Annotated in this window: 20 protein-coding genes; 6 read left to right on the top strand and 14 right to left on the bottom strand. The window is 47.9% G+C overall.

Annotation, left to right across the window (positions count from 1 at the left end):
- The coding region (locus LRP50_RS06725) for an ankyrin repeat domain-containing protein (RefSeq protein ID WP_274163698.1) at window positions 1-576 on the bottom strand (576 nt) is incomplete at its 3' end.
- Window positions 577-1,039: 463 nt separating this feature from the next.
- Here LRP50_RS06725 and LRP50_RS06730 point away from each other — a divergent pair.
- The gene (locus LRP50_RS06730) at window positions 1,040-1,378 is read left to right on the top strand and encodes a cytosolic protein (RefSeq protein ID WP_274163699.1); all 339 of its coding nucleotides are present in this window, start codon (window positions 1,040-1,042) and stop codon (window positions 1,376-1,378) included.
- A 208-nt stretch (window positions 1,379-1,586) separates the two neighbouring features.
- Here LRP50_RS06730 and galK read toward each other — a convergent pair whose 3' ends face one another.
- Window positions 1,587-2,747: a galactokinase gene (galK, locus tag LRP50_RS06735; protein ID WP_274163700.1), complete on the bottom strand. Its 1,161-nt coding sequence runs from the start codon at window positions 2,745-2,747 to the stop codon at window positions 1,587-1,589.
- Window positions 2,748-2,829: 82 nt separating this feature from the next.
- Window positions 2,830-3,885: a UDP-glucose--hexose-1-phosphate uridylyltransferase gene (locus tag LRP50_RS06740; RefSeq protein WP_274163881.1), complete on the bottom strand. Its 1,056-nt coding sequence runs from the start codon at window positions 3,883-3,885 to the stop codon at window positions 2,830-2,832.
- A 352-nt stretch (window positions 3,886-4,237) separates the two neighbouring features.
- On the opposite strand from LRP50_RS06740, the gene LRP50_RS06745 reads away from it, so the two are divergent.
- Window positions 4,238-4,711 (top strand): hypothetical protein, encoded by a 474-nt coding sequence (locus tag LRP50_RS06745; RefSeq protein WP_274163701.1) that lies wholly within the window; start codon window positions 4,238-4,240, stop codon window positions 4,709-4,711.
- 121 nt (window positions 4,712-4,832) lie between these two features.
- On the opposite strand, the gene LRP50_RS06750 is transcribed toward LRP50_RS06745, so the two are convergent.
- The 7 genes from LRP50_RS06750 to LRP50_RS06780 all read right to left on the bottom strand — a co-directional run bounded on the left by LRP50_RS06750 (window position 4,833) and on the right by LRP50_RS06780 (window position 12,263).
- Window positions 4,833-5,537, bottom strand: coding sequence for a VC0807 family protein (locus LRP50_RS06750; protein ID WP_274163702.1), 705 nt, complete (start codon window positions 5,535-5,537; stop codon window positions 4,833-4,835).
- Window positions 5,538-5,743: 206 nt separating this feature from the next.
- The gene (locus LRP50_RS06755; protein ID WP_274163703.1) at window positions 5,744-6,922 is read right to left on the bottom strand and encodes a M24 family metallopeptidase; all 1,179 of its coding nucleotides are present in this window, start codon (window positions 6,920-6,922) and stop codon (window positions 5,744-5,746) included.
- Window positions 6,923-6,961: 39 nt separating this feature from the next.
- Entirely contained in the window at window positions 6,962-8,305 is a 1,344-nt protein-coding gene (locus LRP50_RS06760; RefSeq protein WP_274163704.1) for a TRAP transporter large permease, read from the bottom strand.
- On the bottom strand, window positions 8,305-8,844 hold the full coding sequence (locus tag LRP50_RS06765) for a TRAP transporter small permease (RefSeq protein WP_274163705.1): 540 nt from the start codon (window positions 8,842-8,844) through the stop codon (window positions 8,305-8,307). Before LRP50_RS06765 ends, LRP50_RS06760 begins: the two co-directional genes overlap by 1 nt.
- A gap of 151 nt (window positions 8,845-8,995) precedes the next feature.
- Window positions 8,996-10,039 carry a TRAP transporter substrate-binding protein DctP gene (dctP, locus tag LRP50_RS06770; protein ID WP_274163706.1) on the bottom strand — a complete coding sequence of 348 codons (1,044 nt, stop codon included), beginning with the start codon at window positions 10,037-10,039 and terminating at the stop codon, window positions 8,996-8,998.
- Window positions 10,040-10,219: 180 nt separating this feature from the next.
- The gene (locus tag LRP50_RS06775) at window positions 10,220-11,437 is read right to left on the bottom strand and encodes a M20 aminoacylase family protein (protein ID WP_274163707.1); all 1,218 of its coding nucleotides are present in this window, start codon (window positions 11,435-11,437) and stop codon (window positions 10,220-10,222) included.
- Window positions 11,438-11,501: 64 nt separating this feature from the next.
- Window positions 11,502-12,263: a maleate cis-trans isomerase family protein gene (locus LRP50_RS06780; RefSeq protein ID WP_274163882.1), complete on the bottom strand. Its 762-nt coding sequence runs from the start codon at window positions 12,261-12,263 to the stop codon at window positions 11,502-11,504.
- A gap of 291 nt (window positions 12,264-12,554) precedes the next feature.
- Between LRP50_RS06780 and LRP50_RS06785 the strand changes: the two genes are divergently transcribed.
- Window positions 12,555-13,046 carry an Lrp/AsnC family transcriptional regulator gene (locus LRP50_RS06785; RefSeq protein ID WP_274163708.1) on the top strand — a complete coding sequence of 164 codons (492 nt, stop codon included), beginning with the start codon at window positions 12,555-12,557 and terminating at the stop codon, window positions 13,044-13,046.
- 84 nt (window positions 13,047-13,130) lie between these two features.
- Here the strand turns inward: LRP50_RS06785 and LRP50_RS06790 are convergent, their stop codons facing one another.
- A complete protein-coding gene (locus tag LRP50_RS06790; RefSeq protein WP_274163709.1) occupies window positions 13,131-14,321 on the bottom strand; it encodes a diaminopropionate ammonia-lyase in 1,191 nt (396 codons plus the stop codon).
- Window positions 14,322-14,618: 297 nt separating this feature from the next.
- Entirely contained in the window at window positions 14,619-15,452 is an 834-nt protein-coding gene (ppsR, locus tag LRP50_RS06795) for a posphoenolpyruvate synthetase regulatory kinase/phosphorylase PpsR (RefSeq protein ID WP_274163710.1), read from the bottom strand.
- 175 nt (window positions 15,453-15,627) lie between these two features.
- On the opposite strand from ppsR, the gene ppsA reads away from it, so the two are divergent.
- Window positions 15,628-17,997, top strand: a complete 2,370-nt coding sequence (gene ppsA / locus LRP50_RS06800; protein WP_274163711.1) for a phosphoenolpyruvate synthase — start codon at window positions 15,628-15,630, stop codon at window positions 17,995-17,997.
- 108 nt (window positions 17,998-18,105) lie between these two features.
- Here ppsA and LRP50_RS06805 read toward each other — a convergent pair whose 3' ends face one another.
- Entirely contained in the window at window positions 18,106-18,531 is a 426-nt protein-coding gene (locus LRP50_RS06805; RefSeq protein WP_274163712.1) for a PACE efflux transporter, read from the bottom strand.
- 130 nt (window positions 18,532-18,661) lie between these two features.
- Here LRP50_RS06805 and LRP50_RS06810 point away from each other — a divergent pair, with 130 nt between their 5' ends.
- Window positions 18,662-19,561, top strand: a complete 900-nt coding sequence (locus LRP50_RS06810) for a LysR family transcriptional regulator (RefSeq protein ID WP_274163713.1) — start codon at window positions 18,662-18,664, stop codon at window positions 19,559-19,561.
- A gap of 134 nt (window positions 19,562-19,695) precedes the next feature.
- On the opposite strand, the gene LRP50_RS06815 is transcribed toward LRP50_RS06810, so the two are convergent.
- Window positions 19,696-22,260: a YncE family protein gene (locus LRP50_RS06815; RefSeq protein ID WP_274163714.1), complete on the bottom strand. Its 2,565-nt coding sequence runs from the start codon at window positions 22,258-22,260 to the stop codon at window positions 19,696-19,698.
- A gap of 423 nt (window positions 22,261-22,683) precedes the next feature.
- Here LRP50_RS06815 and LRP50_RS06820 point away from each other — a divergent pair, with 423 nt between their 5' ends.
- Entirely contained in the window at window positions 22,684-24,540 is a 1,857-nt protein-coding gene (locus LRP50_RS06820) for an MFS transporter (RefSeq protein ID WP_274163715.1), read from the top strand.
- Window positions 24,541-24,597: the final 57 nt, after the last annotated feature.

Below are 24,597 nucleotides of genomic sequence, written 5' to 3' on the forward strand. Positions count from 1 at the left end.
TGCGCCAACACCCAAGCCAATAAGGTATTTTTTTATTTCTATCGTTTGTGCGTTTTCAAAAGCAGTATATTCCTCGCCATAGTCTGTGTATGTAGCATGAATATTACAGCCATTTTTAACTAAAAGTTCGATAAGTTTGAGTGGTCCATAATTGCAAGCTTTCAAAAAAGGAGTCTGATCCATAAATCCCCTTCCTTCAATATCTGCCCCAGCAGATATTAGCAAAGAAACAATTTCACAATGCTTAGACTCCACCCCTTTAAGTAAAGGAGTTACCCCACAATCATCGCGTATATTGACATCTACTCCTAATGAGATTAATAAGGCAACAATTTCAATACATCCAGAATTTACAGCGCGAAGAATTGGAGTAGCCCCAAATTCATCTAGTTTATTTATATCTGCACCTTTAGATATAAAAAATGCCACATTTTCAATTTGAGAAAGCGAGCAAGCTTCATCTAACAAATAATTTCCACTTTTGTCAGGAAGATTCACATCCAATGTTGTCGGATACACTTCGATTATATCTTCGTGACTAAGCTCATTTAAGATTTCGAAGTATGAATCAATCATTGAAATAACGACTCCTTGCACTGGCGCATAACAGTGTATTAGCTCCCTAAATGGTGTGTTTAAACACGCCATTTAGTCCAATAACAACAAACTGCCATTCTACCATCTAACGTAACATTCTGTTTTATAAAACTAAGATCCAACCTGCAAAAGTCACGTTGTTAAAAAGTGACAAATCGGTGAGATTGAAGATTATGCACCGTCACCTTCAGGGCTGCATATTTAACCAGTACTTAAAATCCCGACAGATACGCTATCGGTCATTAGTTAGGTATGGGAAATTCAGTGGCGAAGAATTTTGATGAGTTTCTACTCTGGCTCAATAGTGGAAAAAAGCCTGTTACAAGCTGGCCTAGTAAATGTCCAGAAATGGCACAGAATTACCTCCTTTACCCACTAAATCTCTAATACGTTCTCCCCTGATAGTGGTAAAATCTCCGCATCAGAATTACCGAGAAACTCTATGTTTATCCATCATGTTAACGGCATCGACTGGCTGGTTATTACAGCTTATGTAGAACTGAAAACTATGTTTATCGAAGATGCCGGTACGATCCCCTCTTGCTTCTCGACCGCCAGCGAATTGAACCTGATTGATCAAGCCAAGCGCACTTACGGATATTTGCCGACACTCAGCGGCGTAATCACCGATACCGGCACTTTTCAAAGTCAGGATAACGAAGAAGATTTGAACCCACAGCTTGCCTGTCTCGTTGAGGGACGTGGTCGGGTGTTTATCTATCATGGCGGCTTTGTGGCTTTTGTGGATGACGAGCAAACCTTTATTACCCGAATGGACTAAAAATTATTCAGTACATTGAAATCGGAGAATTGGCATCCCCAGCAAGAAATGGGACAGAGCCGTGCCAGAGCCGATCGACCTGACACGAGTTTGGGGCAAAACCCACTAACCAAGGTAAAAACACGCCCCAAACGTAACAGGATGAGACGCTAGAAATGAAAGACCACGGGCTCACTCCTTGCGACAACGATTGCTCCGTCTCCGTTCCTTACAGAACTTCTACCAGCCCTGCGCCATCTTTTGCCTGACACACGTAAATCGATGCCACCAAGCCCGTTTGCGCTTCGTAGTTGGTTTCTACCGCCGCTTTCACTTCATCAACCAATGTCGGTGGAATAAGTGCGACAATACAGCCGCCAAAGCCGCCGCCTGTCATGCGAACACCACCTTGCTTGCCAATCACGCCCTGCACAATATCTACCAATGCGTTCACTTCTTTTACCGTGATTTCAAAATCGTCTCGCATTGACGCATGAGACGCCGCCATCAACTCGCCCAATTGCTTGATATCACCACCTCTCAAAGCATTCGCCGCCGCCAACGTACGATCATTTTCGGTGATCACATGTCGGGCACGTTTCGCGACAAGCGGATTAAGATCGCCCGCGCGCGCATTGAACTGCTCAATCGTCACGTCACGTAGCGCTTTTACACCAAAAATACGCGCTGCTTCTTCACACTGCTCTCGACGGGTATTGTATTCGCTATCAACCAAACCACGCTTCTTATTGGAGTTGATGATCACTACCACTACGTCTTCCGGCACCGGAACCAATTGGGTTTCCAATGTGCGGCAATCAAGCAACATTGCATGATTTCTTTTGCCTTCCGCGGAGATCATTTGATCCATGATGCCGCAGTTACAGCCAACAAAATCGTTTTCCGCTTGCTGGCCATTTAGGGCAATCTCTGCTTGAGAAATGTCCAGTTGATATAGCGCTTTAAACGTTTGTCCTACCACCACTTCTAGCGCAGCAGAAGAACTCAAGCCTGCGCCTTGCGGAACGTTCCCGCTTACCGAAATGTCAGCGCCACTGAACACAAAACCGCGGTCTAGCAAGCATTTAACGACACCACGAATATAGTTCGCCCACATTTTTCCTTCTTGGAAGGTGATGTCTTTAGAAAGGTCAAATTCGTCCAAGGCATTATCAAAGTCGACAGAAACAACGCGCACTATGTTGTCATTACGCTTGGCTGCAGCCACCATGGTTTGATAATTGATCGCACATGGCAGAACAAATCCGTCGTTGTAATCCGTGTGTTCACCAATCAAATTAACGCGCCCAGGGGCTTGCACAATGTGCGTGGGCGAGTAGTGAAAAATCTTCTCAAAAGACGCTTTCACATTTAGGATGAGATCAGACATGTTTATCGCTCTTATGAAATGTCAAACTACGTGGAGCCCGCCCGTATAAGACAAGCCCTCTGAATTCGGTATTGCTATGTGCTTATTCTTGCTCTTTATAGTGCACGTCACTGACCTCTCGTAAGCGCTGGGCCGCCTGTTCTGCGGTCAGGTCACGCTGGCTTTCCGCCAACATCTCATAACCCACCATAAACTTGCGAACCGATGCGCTCCGTAGCAATGGCGGATAGAAAAGCGCATGCAATTGCCAATGTTCAATATCTGTCCCTTCATCAAAGAATGGCGCGTAATGCCAACCCATCGAGTACGGAAAGGAACATTGAAATACGTTGTCATAGCGACTGGTCAATTTCTTAATGGCAATCGCCAAATCATCGCGCTGTCCATCACTCAATTCGCTCATACGACGAATGTGCGTTTTTGGCAGCAACAGGGTTTCAAAGGGCCAAGCGGCCCAATAAGGCACAACAGCAACCCAATGCTTGGTTTCAACCACCACGCGAGCACCATCTTTCAATTCGGCATGCACATAATCCACGAGCAGATTAGAGCCTTGCTCTTGATAGTAGGCGTTTAAGTGGCGTTCTTTGCGCTCAATTTCATTGGGTAAAAAGCTGTTTGCCCAAACTTGTCCATGAGGATGCGGCTGCGAACAGCCCATGGTTTCGCCTTTGTTTTCGAATGCTTGCACCCAAACAAAATTTTCACCCAGTTCTTCGATTTGCTCGTTCCACGTATCAATAACACCGCGAATGCTTTCAAGCGGAAGCTCAGGCAGCGTTTTGCTGTGATCCGGCGAGAAACAGATAACGCGACTTAACCCACGAACGCCTTGGGTTTTGAACAGCAGACTATCCGATTCGGGCGCATCCGGTGATTCCACCATTAACGCAGCAAAATCGTTATTGAATACGTAAGTCCCTTGGTAGTCGGGATTTTTGTCGCCAGACACTCGCTTGTTCGTCGGACACAGAAAACACTGTTTGTCATAGCTCGGTAACGCCTGTGAGGATGGCTTTTCGTCTTGACCACTCCACGGTCGTTTAGCACGATGTGGAGATACAAGGATCCATTGACCAGTTAGCGGGTTATACCGTCGATGTGCGTGATCAACAGGGTTAAATTCAACATTCGACATCGTCATTACTCATCCATTTGTCATGATTACATCAGCGCCATTTTGAGCAGGATTCGGGATAACCACACCAATAAATCAGAGATGGCGTCGGCGTACCGAACGTTTACGCATGCTAATGTAAACGTTTCCATCGTTAGAGTATAATACACTCAACCAGTAATGCAGCCCTTTCGTCTACATCAAACAATTTTGGAGTTAAAACCACACCACTCACCAAACCAAACAAACCGACCCACGGCTTAACACGTCCGTCGTTGATAGACCTTTTGCCCCCTCGTCTAACATAACGTACACCCTAGTCACTGATTTTCATCCAGTCTTTAGCCATGGCAAACGTGATTGATGGAGCAACATGATGTGGGAAGTGTTAACGGAAGCCGTCGACCTTCTATCCAAAGTGGCACAAACGGGCATCGCGGGGTTTGGTGCGTGGTTAGCGTGGAAAGCCTTCTTGAAAGAAGACAGTCAAGAATCAGAAGTCGTGGACGAGAACGCGCCCATTAACCCCGATGTCGAAGATATTAAGCTGTTTGAAACCAGTAACCAAACCACATGGCTTAAGAAAACAATCAACGGTATTGAGTGTCATTTGGATGACCGACGTCCAAACAAGCGCAGCGGTCACCGGTGGACACTTTCTAGAGAAATGGCGAGAAACATTCTTCAAAACGGTGATATTTACGTCAACCCCGGTATCAAGATCAGCAGCGGTCAAATCTCCATTGGCACTCATACCAACTGGCTATATTCAAAACGCCTATTCCCCGACCCTGCGGGCTTACACCATCGTGTGGTCGAATTGCTAAGAGCCGTTGCGGTTGAATAGATTTGAGCGATGACACGATGGATGAGTGTGATATGAGGCAATGTTGATTCGGTGCAAAGGCGAGTCAGTGGCGATTGTTGATGGACTAGGACGAGACTAAACTCGCCCTAGTCGCTGATACTTACTTCGACGAACTGTTTGCCAACACTTCTTCCAGTTTTAACCCTGTCAGATCGTGAATGGTGCGCCACAAGTAGTAGAAGATACCCATCATCATGATAGTGGATGGCAGTGCAATCATTGGGTAGCTGTATAAGGTCAACTGACCCAATTGCTCATTAAACTCCGGCGTTCCAGCAGGGCTAGTGACAATCCACTTAGCAAGAATGAAATTCATCGTGGCTGAAAACGCAAATGAACCCGCAACAAGATATGTCGCTTTCATCAAACGGCTTTCAAACGCTGCCATGCTATTTCGCATATGAAGCTGTTGATTGATCTTCTCAACATCCATCACGGACGGGTTGAAAAGTAATGCCTTCACTAATGGGGAAGACGTGAAGGTTGAACCCAGTACAGCAAGGCCAATCGCGGCAGGGATAGCAGCTTCTTTTATCGCGAGCCATTTGGTGTCCAGTTCAAGTAAGCCAATACCGCCCGTCAGTAATACGTTGGCTAAGCCTAACAGTGCGATGAAGTTAAATTTTCTATATTTAACAAGCTCAAATAACCCCCAGCCAAGCGGGAAGCTAAGGGCGACAATCAAACCACCGCTTGCACCTAAATCATTTTCTCCGCTTAGTTTCATGAGAACAAAAGCTGGAATGACGATGCTGACGACAAGGTCGACCATCGGGCGTGGTTTATGTGTTGGAGCATTGTTCATGATGACGTTGTTTCCAGACTAAATTCGAATGCTGTTCCAATACTATCGAATGGAGAATTCATTGGGTAGTTTTCTTCCTCCCCTTTTTTGTTCGAATTCGTTTCTAATCGACCAATTCCCCTTGCTATTAGTCATCGCTGATTGAATAAAATCATCAAACTAAGCAACTGAACTTGGCCATCAAGCTAGACCATTAAACCCACTGATCAGATAAGCGGCATCGTCTGCCATGTTCTGTCATGCAGCAGTTCGCAACCAGATTCAGTGATCACGATGTTGTCTTCATGCACCATCATCTTGTTGGGCGCAAACGCCATTCCTGGCTCAAGCGTTAACACCATGCCCGCTTTCAACTCTACGTCGCCATTCGGCACATGCGAGGGCCACTCGGTAAGCTGCATCCCCAACCCATGCCCCATTCTGCCGACATCGTTACCCAGTGCACCGCCTTTTTCTAGCTCCGTCCACATTGCTTGCCACACATCGCCTGTGGTGCAACCTGGCGCAGCGATATTCAGCCCGGCCTCAGTGGCGGCATAGACCGCGTCATAGGCGCGTAATGTGCCGGAATCGACATCACCAAATCCGAAATTCCGGTCAAAATCGCAGAAGTAGCCATCAAAGTTTGTGCCTGTATCGATGATCAAAACATCGCCGTCATTCAGCACACGGTCGGTCGGACCCATGATGATGTTGTCATACCCACCCAGTCCTGAAGATGAAATCAAATACGGGCAGTTATCGGCCCCCAAACGCAACATTTCGAGGTGCATGGCTTTACACGCCTCACGCTCTGTCATGCCTGCTGAAAGATGACCACGAAGATACTCAAAACCCGCCGCAGCAACGCCGCATGCAAAGTGCACTTTCTCTATTTCGGCCTGCGATTTAATGCTGCGAATCTCCCGCACACTACTCGATACATCCACCAGTTCGTGGTGCATCAAAATCTGCTGCAATGCGACAAAGTTTTGTGCGGGCATGCGTAAATGCGTTTCAGGCCCCAACATCGCACCCACTCGGCGGAAGCGTGTACTGACCTCTGCCAAGGTTGTCGCCAACAAAGAGATGCCGTCATCCTCTGGACGCGGCGAAGGCCAGCTTCTTACGTCTTCAATCCATGTTTGGTCAAACCCAGAGACCCCAATTTCTGGCACCACAGCGATAGGCTTCCCTTCCGCGGGCACCACCAAAAACCAAGGGCGTGTAGGGCTCTCCCAAAACTGGGATTTAAAGCCACTGAAATATCGAAACTCGGGTTCGGTGGTGAAGAACACCGCATCCACCTGCTGTTCACGCATGTGTTTCTGCAATTGCAATGTTCTATGTTCAAACTCAACCACTGCGAAGCCACGCACTGGCGCCACTAGGGGCTTTGTTGGCATATTGGTTTCCTTTTCGTTGATGCGCTATTTAAGTATGGCCTAACCAAATAATATGTCTCTTGGTAGCAATGCGATGCTCGGAAAGAAAATCAGCAATGCCGACATAAATAAAAGAATGAGAAAGAACGGCAATGTCCCGCGGATCACCTCTAGATAAGGACGTTCAAATATCGCAATTGCCGTGAAAATGTCACAGCCAAATGGTGGTGTCGCTGAACCAATCGCCATTTGCAAGGTAATGAGAACCCCAACGAGGATAGGGTCGAGCCCTGCAGCATTGACGATCGGCATGAAGATAGGCGTTAGAATCAACAACACCACCAGCGAATCAACAAACATACAACCAACGAAGAATGCCAAGGCAATAACAAACAAAATGTACTCAGGCGACGCACTGCTTAAATCCAGCGGCGCGAGCAAATCTTGAGGAATTTGTTCAAACGAGATGTACCAAGAGAATGCCTGCCCGACCCCTACCAACACGAATACCACTGCCGTAATCAAGCCTGTGCTTAGTGCCGCATCACAGATGTCTTTCACACCCAGTATGCGATAGAAAACGCACTCAACAATGATGGCGTAAAGCACAGCAAAAGACGCCGCTTCCGTTGGTGTCACCACGCCCGAGTAGATCCCGCCGATGATGAGCGCAGGAAAACCCAGCGGTAAAATGGCTTTCTTGATGGCCTCGATCTTCTCAGCCGTATTCGTTTCTTCCACCAAGCTGATGGAATCAGCATGTTTTGCACTGTAGAGGTAGCTATAAATCGCGAAGAAACCCGTTAGCACGATGCCCGGCCCAATACCCGCAATAAACAACTCGCCGACACTGGCATTGGCTAACGTGCCATACAAAATCAGGCCAATACTTGGCGGAATAAGAAAAGCGATATCACTGGCATTGATGATCAACGCCATCACAAAGCTGTCTTTGTAGCCAGCTTGCAACAGCTTGGGGCGCATGATCTGCCCCACCGACACCACCGTCGCTTGCGTGGAGCCTGAGACCGAACCAAACAAAGTACAGCTGATACAGGTGGTGATCGGCAAACCGCCACGAAGGTGTCCAACAAAGGCTTGAATGAGGCCCAGCAGGTTATAAGCCGTATGGCCTCGCGTCATGATGTCGGCGGCCAAAATGAACATGGGCACCGCAATCAAGGCATTTGGGGAAATGCCCGTGACCATTTGCTGAATCAGCACTTCGGGGTCCACTTGTGAAAAGTGAATCAAACCAATCAATGCGCCAACCGCGAGCGGCACCACCATTGGAAAACTCAGAAAAAGCAGCACAACCATGACAGAAACGAGGGTAAAGGTGATCACATAGATATCGAGTTCACCTGCGATAATGTCACCAAAAAACTGTATTACTTCGTTCATTACAATGCGCTCCCTTTGTCGGTTTTATCTTCCGTGACATCAAAAGACACATAGATTTCTTTATGAAGCAGGTTCATGGCAAAGCTCATGGCGTACTGCAACCCCGCCATGGCAAAACCAACAGGAATAATGGCGTAGATGTAATAAACCGGCATTTGCAAAGCGGGACTGAGGCGGTTGATGTTTTTGAGCTCTATTACATAGAACACTGACAAATAGGCGAGATAAAACAAGAGTAGCGAGGTCGTTAGCGCAATCACTGTGGTTAGGATTTTTTTGGCGCGCAGGCTTAGTGAATCATAAACCGCCGTCATGCGAATGTTCCGCCCTTTTCGAACGGCATAGGCAAAGCCAATAAAAGTGACGCCAACGATAAGAAACTGATTCAGTTCCTCGGAAAAGAAAATGCTTTTGTTAAACGCGTAGCGACCGATGGCATTTGCCGTGGAATTCACCATCATGGCGATAATGCCTGTCATGATCAAAAAGCGCTCAAGCTTCTCGGTGATCAGGCTAACCTTCTTCAACAGATTTTTCATAAAACGTCCTTCACTCGCATCAGCAATACTTCTCGAGCACTCGTTGAAAGCCGTTGCTTTGTAAAAGGGAAATACGCGCGATGGTCTGTGAGTGTTGTCAGAACATCGCGCATACTCGTCAGCCCATGTTTATTCGCTCATGGGCCAACACTTACTTCGCAGTTGATGCTGCGTCGACTTCACTTAGCAAGTTTTGAAGGATGTTTCGTGCACCCTCACGCGCCGCGTCTTTTTGGTCCTCAGGGTAAGCGTTCGCCACCACATCGTAGTAAGTGCCGTGGAGATTTTCGCTCAATACCTTGAAGCGATTGCGCTCTTCTTCCGTTAACACCACCACTTGCATATCAGGGCGTTCTTTGAGGATTTTCTCCATGTTTTCGCTGTTAATGCGGATTTGGTAGTCGTATGCCGCTTTATCTGCCGCCTTAATCGCTTTACGGATCATGGCTTGTTTCTCTTCAGACAAACCGTTAAACCACTCACTATTGGTCGACACGGTACCCACGTAAGGTTGTTGGCCTGGGAACATCAAAAAGTCCTGCACTTCATGCCACTTAGCGTTGTAGATGAAGTAAATCGGGTTCACCATGCCATCAATGGTTTTCAACTGCAGCGAACCGTACACTTCTCCCCAAGATAATGGGGTCGGCGTTGCACCAAACGTTTTGTAGGTTTCAACAGGGATGGTTGAGGTAAAGGTACGGATCTTCTGATCGGCAAAGTCTTCTGGTGAACGCACAGCTTTGTTTGCGCCCCACACCATTTCACCTTCTGACATCATGGAGAGCAGTTTCAAATTCACGCTCTCGAATTTTGGTGCGAGTTCGTTGTAAATGGTTGGGCTGCTTGTCAGCACCTTGTGTGTGATCTCTTCGTCTGTACCCAACACATATGGCAGACTCACCGCTTGTACTTCTGGGACATAGGAGCCTAAGTGCCCAGATCCCACAGACACGAATTGAATCGTACCTTTGGCGGCTAGTTCAACGATGTCATTCTCTGTACCAAGCTGACCGTAGTAGTAAATACGAACACGAATATCACCGTCCGATTCTTTCTTGATCACCTCGGCAAATTTCTGCGCATAAATGTCCTGCACGTCCGTTTTATCTTCCTCAGACGCAAACTTCCATGTTTCAGCGTGGGCACTGAAAATCATGCCTAAACTCAGTAGTGCTATGCCAAATCGCTTCATCCTTTACTTCCTTTTTATCGCTATTTACTGAGCTCTTTAGCGAAATTTTCGCCGCACGAATGCCCCCAAGTGATAAGGCTCATTGGGAGACTCTTCACTCAGACACAGGTCACTCAGAGATGTGGGTGATTAAGGGTTTACTTCATATCTCGATCTTTCTGTTTTGCAGCTTTAGCTGAGTCAATTCACCATGGCGTCACCCAAACGGTCATTGACCAGCTGTATCCAATAACGCGCACCTAGGGGGAGAATGCGGTCATTGAAATCGTATTTCGGATTGTGGAGGGCACAGCCTCCAATAGATTCAGTCCCGTTACCCAATAGGACATAGCAGCCCGGTTTCACACGCAGCATGCTGGAGAAATCTTCAGAGATGGTCAGCGGCTCGCATTCAGCATTCACGTTGTCAGTGCCCAATACTTTCCGTGCGGCTTCAACGGCGTACACCGTTTGTTGTTTGGCATTCACTGTGGGGTAAAACGTATTGGTGAACGTAAAGGTATGGCTTGCGCCAGCGGCCTGACAAATCCCTGCCACGATTCGCGCCATGCTTTCTTCAATACGGGCAAGCGTGGCTTCCGTAAAACATCGGCAGTCGCCTTTTATGGTTACTTGGGTGGGAATGACGTTCACTGTACCGTCGGTAATAAACTCGGTGGCAGACACAACAGCGGTTTCACTGATGGCGCTAAGATTGCGCGACACGACCGTTTGCAGGGCAAGGATCACTTGTGCGCCAACCACCATTGGGTCAATCCCTTGATGCGGCAGCGCTGCGTGTCCACCAACACCTTTGATGGAAATTTCAAAGCCGCTCTCGCTCGCCATCAATGAACCTGGGCGAACCATAAGCTCACCCTCGGCAAGGCCAGGGAAGTTGTGAATTCCATAGACCTCATCAATCGAAAAACGCTCAAACAAGCCATCATCAATCATGGCTTGAGCGCCACAGCCATGCTCTTCATCAGGTTGAAAAATGAAATAGACTGTACCGTTAAAACTGGGGCACTGTGCCAAATAACACGCCGCGCCGAGCAACATGGCAGAGTGCCCGTCGTGACCACAGGCATGCATTTTCCCATCATGTTTTGAGCAGTGCGCGAAGGTGTTTTGTTCATGAATATGCAGCGCATCCATGTCAGCACGCAGCCCAATGCTTGCATCACTGTCGCCGCTGCGAAGGATGCCCACCAGCCCACTTTTACCCACGTTTCGTTCAACCTGAATACCAAAGCTTTCTAGTTTTTCTGCAATGAAATCCGCCGTAAGATTGACTTCAAATCCGCACTCTGGAAATTGATGTAAGTGGCGCCGCCATGTTGTCATGTCCGTAATCAGTTGCTCTGACAAAGACGGCCCTGATTTCAATGAAGGTGATCCCGAAGAAGGCAATGACATTGTGTGCGCTCCGTAAGTCGTCATTAATAAAACATCCCTATTTCAGACAATAGAAACAGATGCGCTATTGCGCGAGATACTGATCTAACAACACACCAAACCCTTCAATGGGTTTTGGGTATTTCAACAAGCGCAGCGAATGCCACACCAGCACCTGGTTACTGCTCACTACAGGTTTATCGAGCGCCAATTCAACGCGCTTCAAGACATGGGTTGCGCGCAAAGCAGTGCAGGAGATAAACAATAAGTCCGCCTCTGGGTCGCAGTTTGAAATGGCAGCCTGCGCGATGTCTTCTGGCGAGATATAAGTCATGGCGGTGTCGTCTTCAAAGCCGAACCCTGCAATGTTTAGTACCTCATAACCTTCTGCCGAAAACGTCGCTGCCATCTCGCGGTTCACGGCCTCAGTGTATGGCGTCAAAATGGATAGCTTTTTCGCCCCCAAGACATTGAATGCACACAATGCGGCAGTCACCGGATTCGTCACAGCAACGTTTGGACGTGTTTGATGCACGAGTTCGGTCACGCGGTCGCTGCCTATTGCTACGGTTCCCGAGGTGCAGGCATAAATGATCACGTCTAAGTCGGTGTTGGGGAGGATGCTGTCAGCGGCTTTACTGATACCCGGCGCCATGGTGCGCAGATTTTCAACCGTGAGTGGGTTGACGTTTCTTACACGGCTGGTGAAGGCACGCACATCGCTGGGATAGATGCTGTTAAGGTCTTGCTCAATATTGAAATCTGTCGCCAACGCAATCACGCCAATCCGTCCTAACGGTGCGAGGTGCTCTAACTCATACGCGGGTACTAAGGTTTTAACCTGCATCTCATCCATGTCTTTAAACTCATATCTCAGAATTAACGTCTCAATATCCAAACGCCGATTTGATCATTACATTTCCTTCACAAGTGCAATAATCACCCGAGGAGTTTGAAGAAAATCCTAATAAAGAAGACAAGGAATGAAGAAAATCCGCATTTTTTATGCGCTATAGTCATTTTTTAGTAGCGGAGAAAAAACGAGGCGCTAACAAGACATTAACTTCCCTATCTTGTCTTAAAGATGAACGCATCACGCTCCCATTATTAACACCGACTTTCTAAGGACAGAATCAATATGGCGCACTCTTCCTCCTCGGCGATAGACAACTTTGATCGAAAAATACTGAACATCGTTCAAGCGTCAAATCGAGCAACGTCTGACTACATTGCCGACCAAGTCGGGCTTTCTCCCGCTGCCGTTCAACGTCGCTTAAAGCGCATGCGAGAACACAAAGTCATTCGTTCGGATGTATCAGTGGTTGACCCCAAAGCCTTGGGCTACGCAATGACGTTTGTTGTGCAAGTGACGCTGGAAAGAGAGCGCGTGGATTTGATGCACAACTTTAAAAAGGAAATGAAAGCCAATCGCTCAGTACAGCAGTGTTATTACGTGACCGGAAGTTCGGATTTCATTCTCATTGTGACAGCGGCAGATATGGCAGGGTATGACACCTTCACCCGAGAAGCCTTCTTCGATAACGCGAACATCAAAAGCTTTCAAACCAATGTGGTGATGGACCCTGTCAAAGTGGGTCTGTCCGTGCCGATTGATGAGCACGCAGAGTAAGCATTTTCCTGTTTTTTTAAAAGAAAGCGGCGCGAAAACGCGCCGCTTTTTGACGTGAATATCTCGTCATTATTTGGCTAACGCTTAGCCAACAAGTTCTCGGTATAGCTCAGGGTCTGTAGCACCTTCAGTGCCTAACACCAACACACGGCTTGTGCTGTCTAACCCCAGTTTGTTTGCAAATTCAGGCGATCGATTCGCAATGATCGCTGCTGCATACCCTGGCACTGCCGATTCACCCGCTTCAATGGCAGGCTCGGTGTCGTAGCCTTTCGCCAATATTCTCATCGCTTCTGGAATAGCCTCTTCACTGATCGTCATAAAATCATCAGCACCATTGGAGAGAATCGTCCACGCCAAACTAGAGACTTCGCCACAAGCAAGCCCTGCCATCAAAGTCTCTAAGTCACCCAACACTGCCACCGGTTTTCCTGCTTTGGCACTTTGCTGAAGGCAGTTTGCTTTTTCAGGCTCAACGATAACGAATCGAGGACGCGCCTCTCCCCATACATCCCAGAAATACCCGCATACCGCAGACGCCAAGCCCCCTACGCCACCTTGCACAAAGACATGAGTAGGAACTTCGCCATCCAGTTGCTCAACAATTTCAGACAACATGACGGTGTAACCCAATGCCACGTCTTTCGGGATCTCCATATAACCTTCGTAAGAGGTATCTGACACGATAACGCGGTCGTGCTTTTTCGCTTCAACATCAGCTGTTCGCACCGATTCGTCATAGTTTCCCGCAATGCGAATTACCTGCGCGCCAAACGCTTCCATCGCTTCCTTACGCCCTTCCGACACGTCACGATGAATGTAAATAATGCACTGACAACCAAACATTTGAGCGCCCCAAGAAACCGAACGTCCGTGGTTGCCATCGGTCGCGCAGCTTACCACCACGTCTGCCGCTTCTTTCTGCCATTTGCCGGCCAGCAAATCATCAATAGTGGGCATCTCGCCATGGCGTGCTTGCAGTACAAGTTGAAGCTGTCGGGCTACTGCATACGCACCGCCCAAGGCTTTAAAGCTTTTTAAGCCAAATCGCTGTGACTCATCTTTGTACCAGAGCTTACCCAGCTTCGACGCGGCTGCCGTGGCACTTAAATCATGTAGCGGGGTAACCGCATATCCCGGCCAGCGAGTAATATCTTGAATCGCCGTTTGTGCATGTTCAACACTTAACACCGAACGCTGCTCTGCGCTGTAAGCGTGCTTGGCAGACGCAAGAGGATTTAAAAAATGAGTAAGTGTCCCTGACAGTTTCAGCATGCTTATGACGTCCTTTTCCTATCGGTAATGCACAAGTTCACGTGCTTGATAGTAAAAAGTTTACAGAGAGCCCACGCGCAGATTCTGTATTCTTGCCCTAGGACGTGAGGATTATGTGCAGTTTCTATAATGTGCTTGCGGGATTTATGCGCCGTAACCAAGTCGCATTTCACCGCTTGATGCAGAATCACGCGCCCCTTGATTTGCGTTTTGTCTGCTCTCAACTTGAGCCAACAAAAAGCCCATCTGGTTGAGTTTGTTCAACACAGATGGGCTTTGGGTTCTATTAAAGCGGACTCAGAACAAACGGCGTTTAAGCCCTGTTTTCTCGAGCACACGCGTGGTGATTTCTTCAACAGACAGCGCCGTGGTGTTGATGTAAGAAATCGCTTCACGGCGAAACAGTGATTCAATGGTGTTCACTTCTTGCTCGCACTGTTCTGTGCTGGCGTATTCACTGCCTGAAAGCCGATTCTCGCGGATTTGGGTCAATCGCGCTGCGTCTATCGTCAAACCAAACAGCTTGTGTCGATGAAATTCAAATTCAGGCAACAAGCGCAGCATCTTCATGTCTTCGGCGATAAAAGGGTAATTCACTACCCGCAGGCCAAACTGCATCGCCATGTACAAACTGGTTGGCGTTTTCCCGCTTCGAGACACGCCTAGTAGGATGATGTCAGCATGTTCGAGATCTCTCAGCGACACCCCATCATCATGGGCCAAGGTATATTCGATGGCAGAAATACGATCGAAATAGGTATCTGAATCCTTCCCTACACTGCGAGAGCGCTGCAATTTCGGCTTCGGTTCTAACTGAGTATCTTCCGCGACCCGTTGCACCATGCTTTCCAGCACATCATAGAAAAATGCTGGGGCCTCCATCAGGCGTTCACGGATCTCTGGGATCACCATGGAAAAGAAAACCAGCGGCTTCACGCCATCACGTTCGTAAGAATGCTGAATCCGTTTTAGCAGCTCGCAAACCTTGTCTTCAGTTTCGACGAAGGGAAAGGTTTTTTCATTCGCCTCAAATGCAAATTGCCCCAAAACGACATGTCCTAACGTCTCGCATGTGATGGCTGTCCCATCCGAAACATAGAAGACGTCTCGACTTTGAATTTCTTTGTGCATAGATGGTTAATCTTCTCGCAAATTTTTCATAGGATATATACACAACGATAACAATAACGACACTCGGCAAGCTACTTGTGTCTCCACAGCTTTTAAAACTCATCGTGGTTTTATTCGTTGAGAGGCCAAGATTGCCACTAAAATCCCAATTGCTGCACTATTTCTGGAGAAAGAAATGCAAAAGAACACCCTGTGGTTCGATTCCCTATCAATGGATGATGTCGACAAAGTCGGCGGCAAGAATGCGTCCCTCGGCGAAATGGTGTCAAACCTCGCCAACGCGGGCGTATCCGTGCCAAACGGGTATGCAACCACCTCGTATGCGTTTAACCAGTTTCTTGATTTTGAAGGGCTGGACGAGCGCATTCATCAGATTCTTGATGAACTCGATGTTGAAGACGTCGATGCACTGCGCCACGCCGGCGCCACTATTCGACAATGGGTATTAGATGCCCCCTTCCCTGCAGATCTTGAGCAGGATATTCGTGATAACTATGAAACGTTAGTTGATGGAAATTCGGAGCTTTCTGTCGCTGTGCGTTCCTCTGCCACCGCAGAAGATTTGCCTGACGCCTCTTTCGCGGGTCAGCAAGAAACTTTCCTCAATGTGAAAGGCATTGATGCGGTACTTGAAGCCACCAAACACGTTTTCGCGTCCCTCTTTAACGACCGCGCTATCTCTTATCGCGTTCACCAAGGGTTTGACCACCGTGGTATCTCGCTGTCTGCGGGTATTCAACGCATGGTGCGTTCTGACCAAGCCTCATCAGGCGTGATGTTCACGCTGGACACTGAATCTGGCTTTGACCAAGTCGTGTTCATCACCTCTTCATGGGGATTGGGTGAAATGGTCGTGCAAGGCGCAGTAAACCCTGATGAGTTTTACGTGCACAAGCCGCTTCTTGAAGCCGGCACGCCTGCCGTGGTGAAACGCACCTTTGGTTCCAAACTTATCAAAATGATCTATGCCGACAGCCAAGTGATTGGCAAACAGGTCGAGATCGTTGATACCTCTCCAGAAGAACAAAACCAGTTCTCACTCACTGACGATGAAATTGCGGAATTAGCCAAACAAGCGATGATCATCGAAAAGCACTACCAACGTGCAATGGACATTGAGTGGGCAAAAGACGGCATCGACGGCAAGCTATACATCGTGCAAGCGCGCCCAGAAACCGTATGTTCGCAGAAGGACGGCAACATCATCGAACGCTATGAACTGAACGACAAAGCTGGTGTGCTGGTTGAAGGCCGCGCCATTGGTCAACGCATCGGCAGCGGTGGCGTGCGCGTTGTTGCTTCGCTTGATGAAATGTCATCCGTGCAAGAAGGCGACGTGCTGGTGACCGACATGACAGATCCCGATTGGGAACCTGTGATGAAGAAAGCGGCAGCGATTGTCACTAACCGCGGTGGACGTACGTGCCACGCTGCCATCATTGCGCGTGAGTTAGGCATTCCCGCCATCGTCGGCTGTGGCGATGCCACCAGTAAGCTCAGTGATGGCCAAGAAGTCACCATTTCGTGTGCGGAAGGCGAAACCGGTTATGTCTACGAGGGAAAACTCGATTTCGTGGTGCGTCAATCCGCAGTAGATGAACTGCCATTGCTGCCTACCAAAGTGATGATGAATGTCGGCAACCCTGACCGCGCGTTCGATTTCGCACAAATTCCAAACGAAGGCGTTGGCCTTGCGCGTTTGGAGTTCATCATCAATAAGATGATCGGCATTCACCCGAAAGCCCTGTTGAACTTTGACGCACAGAGCGATGAGCTGAAAGCAAAAATCAACTCACGCATTCGTGGCTACAAAGACCCAGTCGATTTCTACGTCAGCAAGCTGACAGAAGGGATCGCCACCATCGCAGCAGCATTCTGGCCCAAGCGCGTTATCGTGCGTATGTCCGATTTCAAATCGAACGAATACAGCAACCTGATTGGTGGTAGCGAGTTTGAACCGCACGAAGAAAACCCTATGTTGGGCTTCCGCGGCGCATCGCGTTACATCTCGCCGGTGTTTGAAGATTGCTTCGAGTTGGAAACGCAGGCTATCAAGCGTGTGCGCAATGACATGGGGCTCAAGAATGTTGAAATCATGATCCCATTCGTTCGCACCACGGGCGAAGCGGCAGAAGTGAATGATTTGCTGGCGAAGTTCGACCTACGCCGTGGTGAGCAAGGCCTGAAAGTCATCATGATGTGTGAATTGCCATCAAACGCCGTACTTGCGGATGATTTCTTAAAGTACTTTGACGGCTTCTCGATTGGTTCGAACGACATGACACAGCTAACGCTGGGCTTGGATCGTGATTCAGGCGATGTCGCGCACTTGTTTGATGAACGCAACCCTGCAGTGAAAGCCATGCTAAAAATGGCGATTGATGCCGCGACACGTGCTGGCAAATACGTCGGCATTTGTGGTCAAGGCCCGTCAGATCATGACGACTTAGCTGAATGGCTCATGGCGCAAGGCATTAGCTCAGTGTCATTGAACCCAGATACGGTCGTCGATACCTGGACCAAGCTCGGAAAAGTTGCCAAGTAACGCTAGGTATTTCGCACTAAGCCAAACCTAACAAAAGCCCGCCGCTCTGGTTAACTATTTTCCGTTAACAGCGCGACGGGCTTTTTCTCATTTCAATTGCCGTAAGCGTTACACGCTCACCTGACGTTGCTGAACGATGAATACGCGAGTGTGGTCGTAAATCAGATTAAACAAAAATGCGTAAATCGTAATGAAGATGGTCACCCCAATGTCCATGATAAACGCATCCCACAGGTTCACATTCAACAAGTAAGCCATGACCGGAATGGTGAAAAATAGTAGCCCACCTTCAAACAGCAATACATGAGATACCCTCGTGCCAAATGAGCGTTCTGTTTTCTCACCCTTCACAAAGTAATCAAATGTCAGGTTAAAAAAGTAATTCCAAATCATAGCGATTGTCGCCACAACTATCATAGTTCCTGATAGCGCTTTAAGATCGTGATCGGTAAACATAGATAAGCCAATCACCGAGAAGGTGATAGCAAGCGCTTCAAACAAAACTGAGTGAAAAATACGTTCTAAGGTAGTCATAAGGTAACTCAAAAAGAAAGATAGCCAAGATTTCGAAGTGGCGATTATGGCAGGCAAAAACCATAAACAAAGTTAACAGCCATCACGATTAATGATAGCTTGAGCGTACAGGTTTTTTCTTGGTGTCATCATGTACAGCTTCGAACAATTAAAGATATTCGTTACCGTCTGCGAAAGTGGCTCCTTCTCTGCAGCCGCACGCAAATTGAAGCGCGCCCAATCTGGCGTTAGCCAAGCCATCGCAAACCTTGAAATCGCCATCGATCAGGAGTTGTTTAACCGAGAGAAAAACACCCCGGTTTTGACGGAAAATGGAAAGGCACTGTTACCCATCGCCCAGTCCATTCTTCATCAACAAAAGTACTTCGATCAGAAAGTCGAATCTTTGACCCAAGAACACGAACATGAAGTGGTGATTGCCGTCGATGAAAGTCTGATCGACGAGAACCTGATTGCTATTCTTGCGCCGCTCTGTGACGCCTTTCCTATCACGCATTTCGACATCATCACGGCTTCTACGTTTGATGTGGAAGACTTGGTGCGAGACGGCAAAGCGCACGTGGGGATCATCTATGCTGACGGTGAATTGAAAGTGGACATGGATTTCTTTCTGCTTGGGCAAGCACGGTTTCTTACCATTGCCGCACCTCGTCATAAATTGACCGAACTGCCTGTTGTTCATGATGCGGATTTAAAGCGATACCGACAATGCGTTCATCGCAGCGCAGAGCACAAAGAGCTTTGGTTCAGCTACGGCATCAGTTCAAAAGTCTGGTACGCCAACACTCACCAAACCTTGGTGAGTCTCGTCAGTAAAGGTGTGGGTTGGGCGAACGTCCCCGAACTGTCTGCAAAGCCCATGATCCAACAAGGTAATGTTATTGCCCTACCCGTCGCCCATGAACACACTGGGTGGATGACCTCGGTGGGGTGCTTAGTTTCGCGTCGTCACGCCGTCGGCCCCGTGCTTGAAAAAGTGATTCAAACGCTTCAAAGCACGAGTTTTATAAATGACCACTGGGAAGGTTAAGTGGGTTAGCAAAGGATGAGGGCACTTTGTGTAGTTTATCTACCCTGCCGTTTCAACTAACAGCTAATGCTGTACTAAGAGACAAAAAAAGGGTCGCATTTCGCGACCCTTTTTTTATGTCATTACCAACAAAATTATAGTTTGAGTGGCAGTGCATTTTCTTGGAAATAACGCTCAACCACGTTCACGTTATCCACTGGTCTAGGTTTACGAAGATGTTCCGCGACACTGTTATGCAGCTGATCTTGTGGTGATTTGTAGAATGCGTTGATTTCATCATCCAGATACGGAAGATTTTGCTGACGGATCATCATTTGATGGATGTCATGCGTCATTCGCTGTAAGCCACGTGCTTCATTGGCAAAACTGCTGTCATGCGAGCCCCAATGGTGGCCGAACTCGTGTCCAACAACACCGATACCTGAGTTGTAGTAGTGAGCGTAGTAGAACCAAGTATCAATACCCAGCACATTACCGCCGCCTAAGCCACCACCGATAGTCGACACTCCTAAGCGCAAAGAACTACGATCCATAAACGCTTGATAGTATCGCTCGTAATCTGCTGGAGTAAAGTTGCCGCCAGGGCCGTCGATAGGGCCAGCGTTACCGAAGAACTCTTCCTGCCCCTGACCGATACTGGCCTTGTAGTTAAACCACAGATGTTCGAATTCAGGGCTATTCATCACATAGGCATAATTTGCCATGATGATCATCCACTCACGTGCATATGGCGGCGTGATCATCCCCCAGTTACCCGGATTTTCACCCGAGCCATAGGTACCAAAGTGCAAACGCCATTTTGATTTGAAATCAGTGATTTTCTTTACAAATTCATCGGTTTTCGATGTCAGACGAATATCAATCAAATCTTTTGGCAGGTAGTCGAGTTCATTAAAGCCCATTACCACCACTGACTGCTCACCAGAGACCGTCGGATAGTTGTAGCTATCCTCAAACGTATGATCCAGTTTGAATGACGAGAATGGGTCAAGGTCAACCAGTGAACCCAGTTTAATCCACGGCGTATTCTTACCGATTCTCGCTTCCACCGTCAGATCTTGCGTGCGCTGCGCCACGTAACTGATGATTTCCAAGCCATCAAGGTGCTGCTTGCCAGACAACAGACGGTCTACGCGAACACTGTGGTTTTGCGTCAGGCTTTCCCAGCTTTCACCGTCAAACAACAGTGGTGTTTTAACCACTTCTGGCGCATACAAATCAAAGTCAACAGGCTGCTCCCATGATGGGTATTTATCGACATACACATCCAGTTTGTTTATCTCACTCAGCAGCACAGTTCGGCCTTGAAGCATCGCAAGCGTGTCGTTTTCAACAGCAAGGTCGAAAGATGCTGAGGTAGACTCTTCTGCGTTAGTTTGTGCATTCAGGTAGGTTCTAAACTCGTGAACAGTTGGGCTAACCACACCGTTCTCACCAAATTCAAGACTACCCGCACTGAACTGCTCGATCTGACCTTGGCTAGTGCCCACGAAAATATCACCGTTGGCAGACTCATAAACGTTACGGCGTGAAGTACGGTTAAAGACTTTCTCCGCATCAACCAGCACATCACTCGCTTCAATGTGGGTGATGTCGAAAACGTACGTCTTGCTGTTGTCGAAGCTAGCAATCAGTTCATTGCCTACGACTTCCAACTTCACATTTGACCAAATACTGTTGCTATCAGGCAGGCTCAGGAACGCATGCTTGGTGGTGCGCTTGTGGTTTTCTGTCGTGACATCACTTTGCAGGTACACTGAAATTTTACCCGTGATATCTGCAACAAAAACATAGTCGTTATTGGCAGCAACAGCTGACGGGTGAGTCAGGTTTTTGTCGAAGGTGTTGCCACCCCATTGCCCAGTCCCCAACGACATAATGATGGAATCGTCACGGGTATCGTAGATATCAACACGGTTTGAAGAAAGTGATGCAACATACAGACGACCGTTATGTTCAGTCACATCGCTGACGACGCGGTAAGATTCTTGTGTGCCGTTAAAAGTAAAACCGGTGATAGGAGCCAGCGCTTGCTGCGTTTTCAGATCGTAGCGTACGATGTGTGAAAAACCGCTGTGAGTGTTACCCACATAGACTTTGCCATTGCTGACAGCCACAGACTCTGGGGCAAAGTCTGATTCGCTTTCGTAGCCAAAGGTGGCGAAATCCAGCTTCTGAGCCTTACCCAGATAAGCGAGTTGTTCATGGCTTTCGTTTTCTTCTAGCGCACAACTTTCCGTTTCTTTTACAAAAACGGATTTAGGGTCGAAATGCGCCCCCGTACTGTACGGTTGATAGGCCAGTTGGCAACCCTGCCCCACAGGCGCTTCATAGTTACCATACAGACGATGTACTGCATTCACACCACGTCCATACTCCATCAATAACCAGTCGTTATCGAAGAACGAAAACACATGGCGAATGGCGTCTTCGTTGTGATAAGGAAACGGTAAATCAAAGTTCAAATAGTTCATGGCGTCGATTTCAAAACGTCGCCCATCGACCATAATATAGCGTTTGCCATTCTCTAGAATGACATTGCCATCATCAGATGCGTATTCACGCAGTTCAAGCACGCGAGCTCGCATTTGCTGGAACATGAGGTCCATTTCATCCTGATATTCTTGTTGCGGTGCAGCTATCGACGTGGTGCTCACTATGAGCCCAGCAATCAGCGCGGTAAGGGCATGTTTTTTCATTATTATGGTCTCCATATAACCCAACGCAGAGTCTAAATTCTTCCTGTCTAAATTATTTTTTCTCAAAATTAAGACCTGACTGAAGATCACAATTCGCTGTACAGAATATTGCGCTTCCTGACTCGGTATCACAGAGGTTATATCTAGAACATAAACCCAAACGACCACATATTGGTGAGATACGCTTTAGTGGTTACGAGAAGTGAGTGTTAAAGGGAGAGTGCTAGAGAAAGAATGTTTGAGGCGAAAACGCGTCTACTCCCCCCGCTAGAATTGAAGACTGTTTACGAAGGCTATTCCGCCAAAGTTCCATCCACTGTTACCTTGGGTTTCTCATAATGTCACTCCTTCAGCGCCGCTGGTTTATGTGTACACATCACGTAAGGTGCAGTCATCTCAGTGAGTTGCATCAACGGAGCCAGCATGCTTTTCTCAAAACGATTTTTCCCTTACTTCATCACACAATGCCTTGGCGCACTGAACGACAACCTCTATAAAAACGTGCTGTTGTTGATGGTGACGTATAGCCAGATTGACGCACTGCCATTTTCTGTAGATCTTTTCATTAACCTCGCCGCTGGCCTTTTTATTCTGCCATTTTTCTTATTCTCTGCGCATGCTGGAGCGGTTGCTGACAGCATGGACAAAGCAACACTCATTCGCCGTTTGAAAATGATTGAGCTGCTTATCATGACATGCGCGGCGGCCGCGATTCTGACCCAGAGCGTGGCACTTATGCTTGCTCTGCTTTTCATGACCGGTACGCAATCGGCCTACTTTGGCCCTGTAAAATACGCGCTGCTGCCTCAAGCGTTGAAGCCAGACGAACTAGTAAAAGGCAATGCATGGGTCGAGATGGGGACTTTCCTTTCTATTCTCATCGGCACACTGAGCGCTGGCCTGTTACTCGCGGTTCCAAACGGTACTTTCTTCGCATCATGCATTGTTGTCGCTCTGTCGGTGTTAGGTTTATTGAGTAGCCTGCGCATTCCTTCTATGCCGAGTAGGCATTGTAAAAAGGTACGTTTCGAACCGATTTTAGGGCTGAAGAAAACGCTGAAAGTTGCAAGGAAACAACGAGGTATTTGGATGTCTATTCTTGCCATTAGTTGGTTCTGGTTTATGGGCGCAACCTATTTAACGCAGTTCCCTAACTTTGCACGTGAACACTTGCATGCCGACAGCACTGTAGTTTCATTGTTGCTCGCGCTTTTCTCGATTGGTGTCGCGGCAGGTTCATGGTTGTGTGAGAAGTTATCTTTCAACCATGTTGAGTTGGGTATTCTCCCCTTTGGCATTTTGGGATTAACGCTGTTCACGGGCGATTTGTTGTGGGCGGTTCCGAGTATCGAATCTTTCCCTGCTCAGTATTACAACGTGCAAGAGTTCTTAGCGCATTCGATGCACTACAGGGTGATGATTGATCTGTTCTTTGTCGGCGTGAGTGGCGGTGTGTTCATCGTTCCTTTGTATGCTTTCATTCAATCGCGCTCTGCCGATGGCGAATGTGCGCAATCAATTGCGGCGAACAACATCATGAATGCACTGTTTATGGTTGCGTCTGCGGCGGTTTCAATTCTGGTGCTGAGTGTTTTAGATTTTTCAATTGTCGAGCTATTTGCTTTGATGGCATTAGGGAACTTTGTCGTCGCATTATTTGTTTACCGCCAAGTGCCTGAGTTCACGCAGCGCTTTATCAGTTACCTCCTCAGCCATTGCCTGTACCGTGTTTCGGTAAAGGGTCGCCAACACATTCCGGCAAAAGGCGCAGCCCTGATTGTCGCCAACCACGTCAGTTATGTTGATGCGTTGATTTTGATGGGGGCATCTACCCGCCCGGTGCGATTTGTGATGGACAAATCTATCAGTGAACTTCCGCTACTCAAATATGTGTTTCGCCATGCCGGTGTGATTCCGATCTGTTCAAAATACAAATGCGCAAAGACGTTCGAAGCCGCGTTCGAGCAGATTGATGACGCATTAAATAATGAGGAATTGGTCTGCATATTCCCAGAAGGTCGATTGACATCAGACGGTGAACTCGGCCAATTCAAAGCAGGCGTTGAGAAGATTTTGGCACGAACACAAACCTTAGTGGTTCCAATGGCACTCAAGGGGTTGTGGGGCTCGTTCTTTAGCCACAAAGGTGGGCACGCTCTCACCACTCGCCCCTCGCGCTTTTGGTCAAAACTTGAAGTGAACATTGGTGAGTCCATGCAATCAGATGGAGTCGACCGCCATGTGGCGCAGAAGCAGGTGCAGGACTTGCTTATCAACTAACTCGCTAAATTTTAGCAAGGGAGATAGCCCCACAATTCGGTGAGGGCTACAACCGAA

This window comes from Enterovibrio gelatinilyticus (assembly GCF_028683095.1).
Classification (GTDB): Bacteria; Pseudomonadota; Gammaproteobacteria; order Enterobacterales; family Vibrionaceae; genus Enterovibrio; species Enterovibrio gelatinilyticus.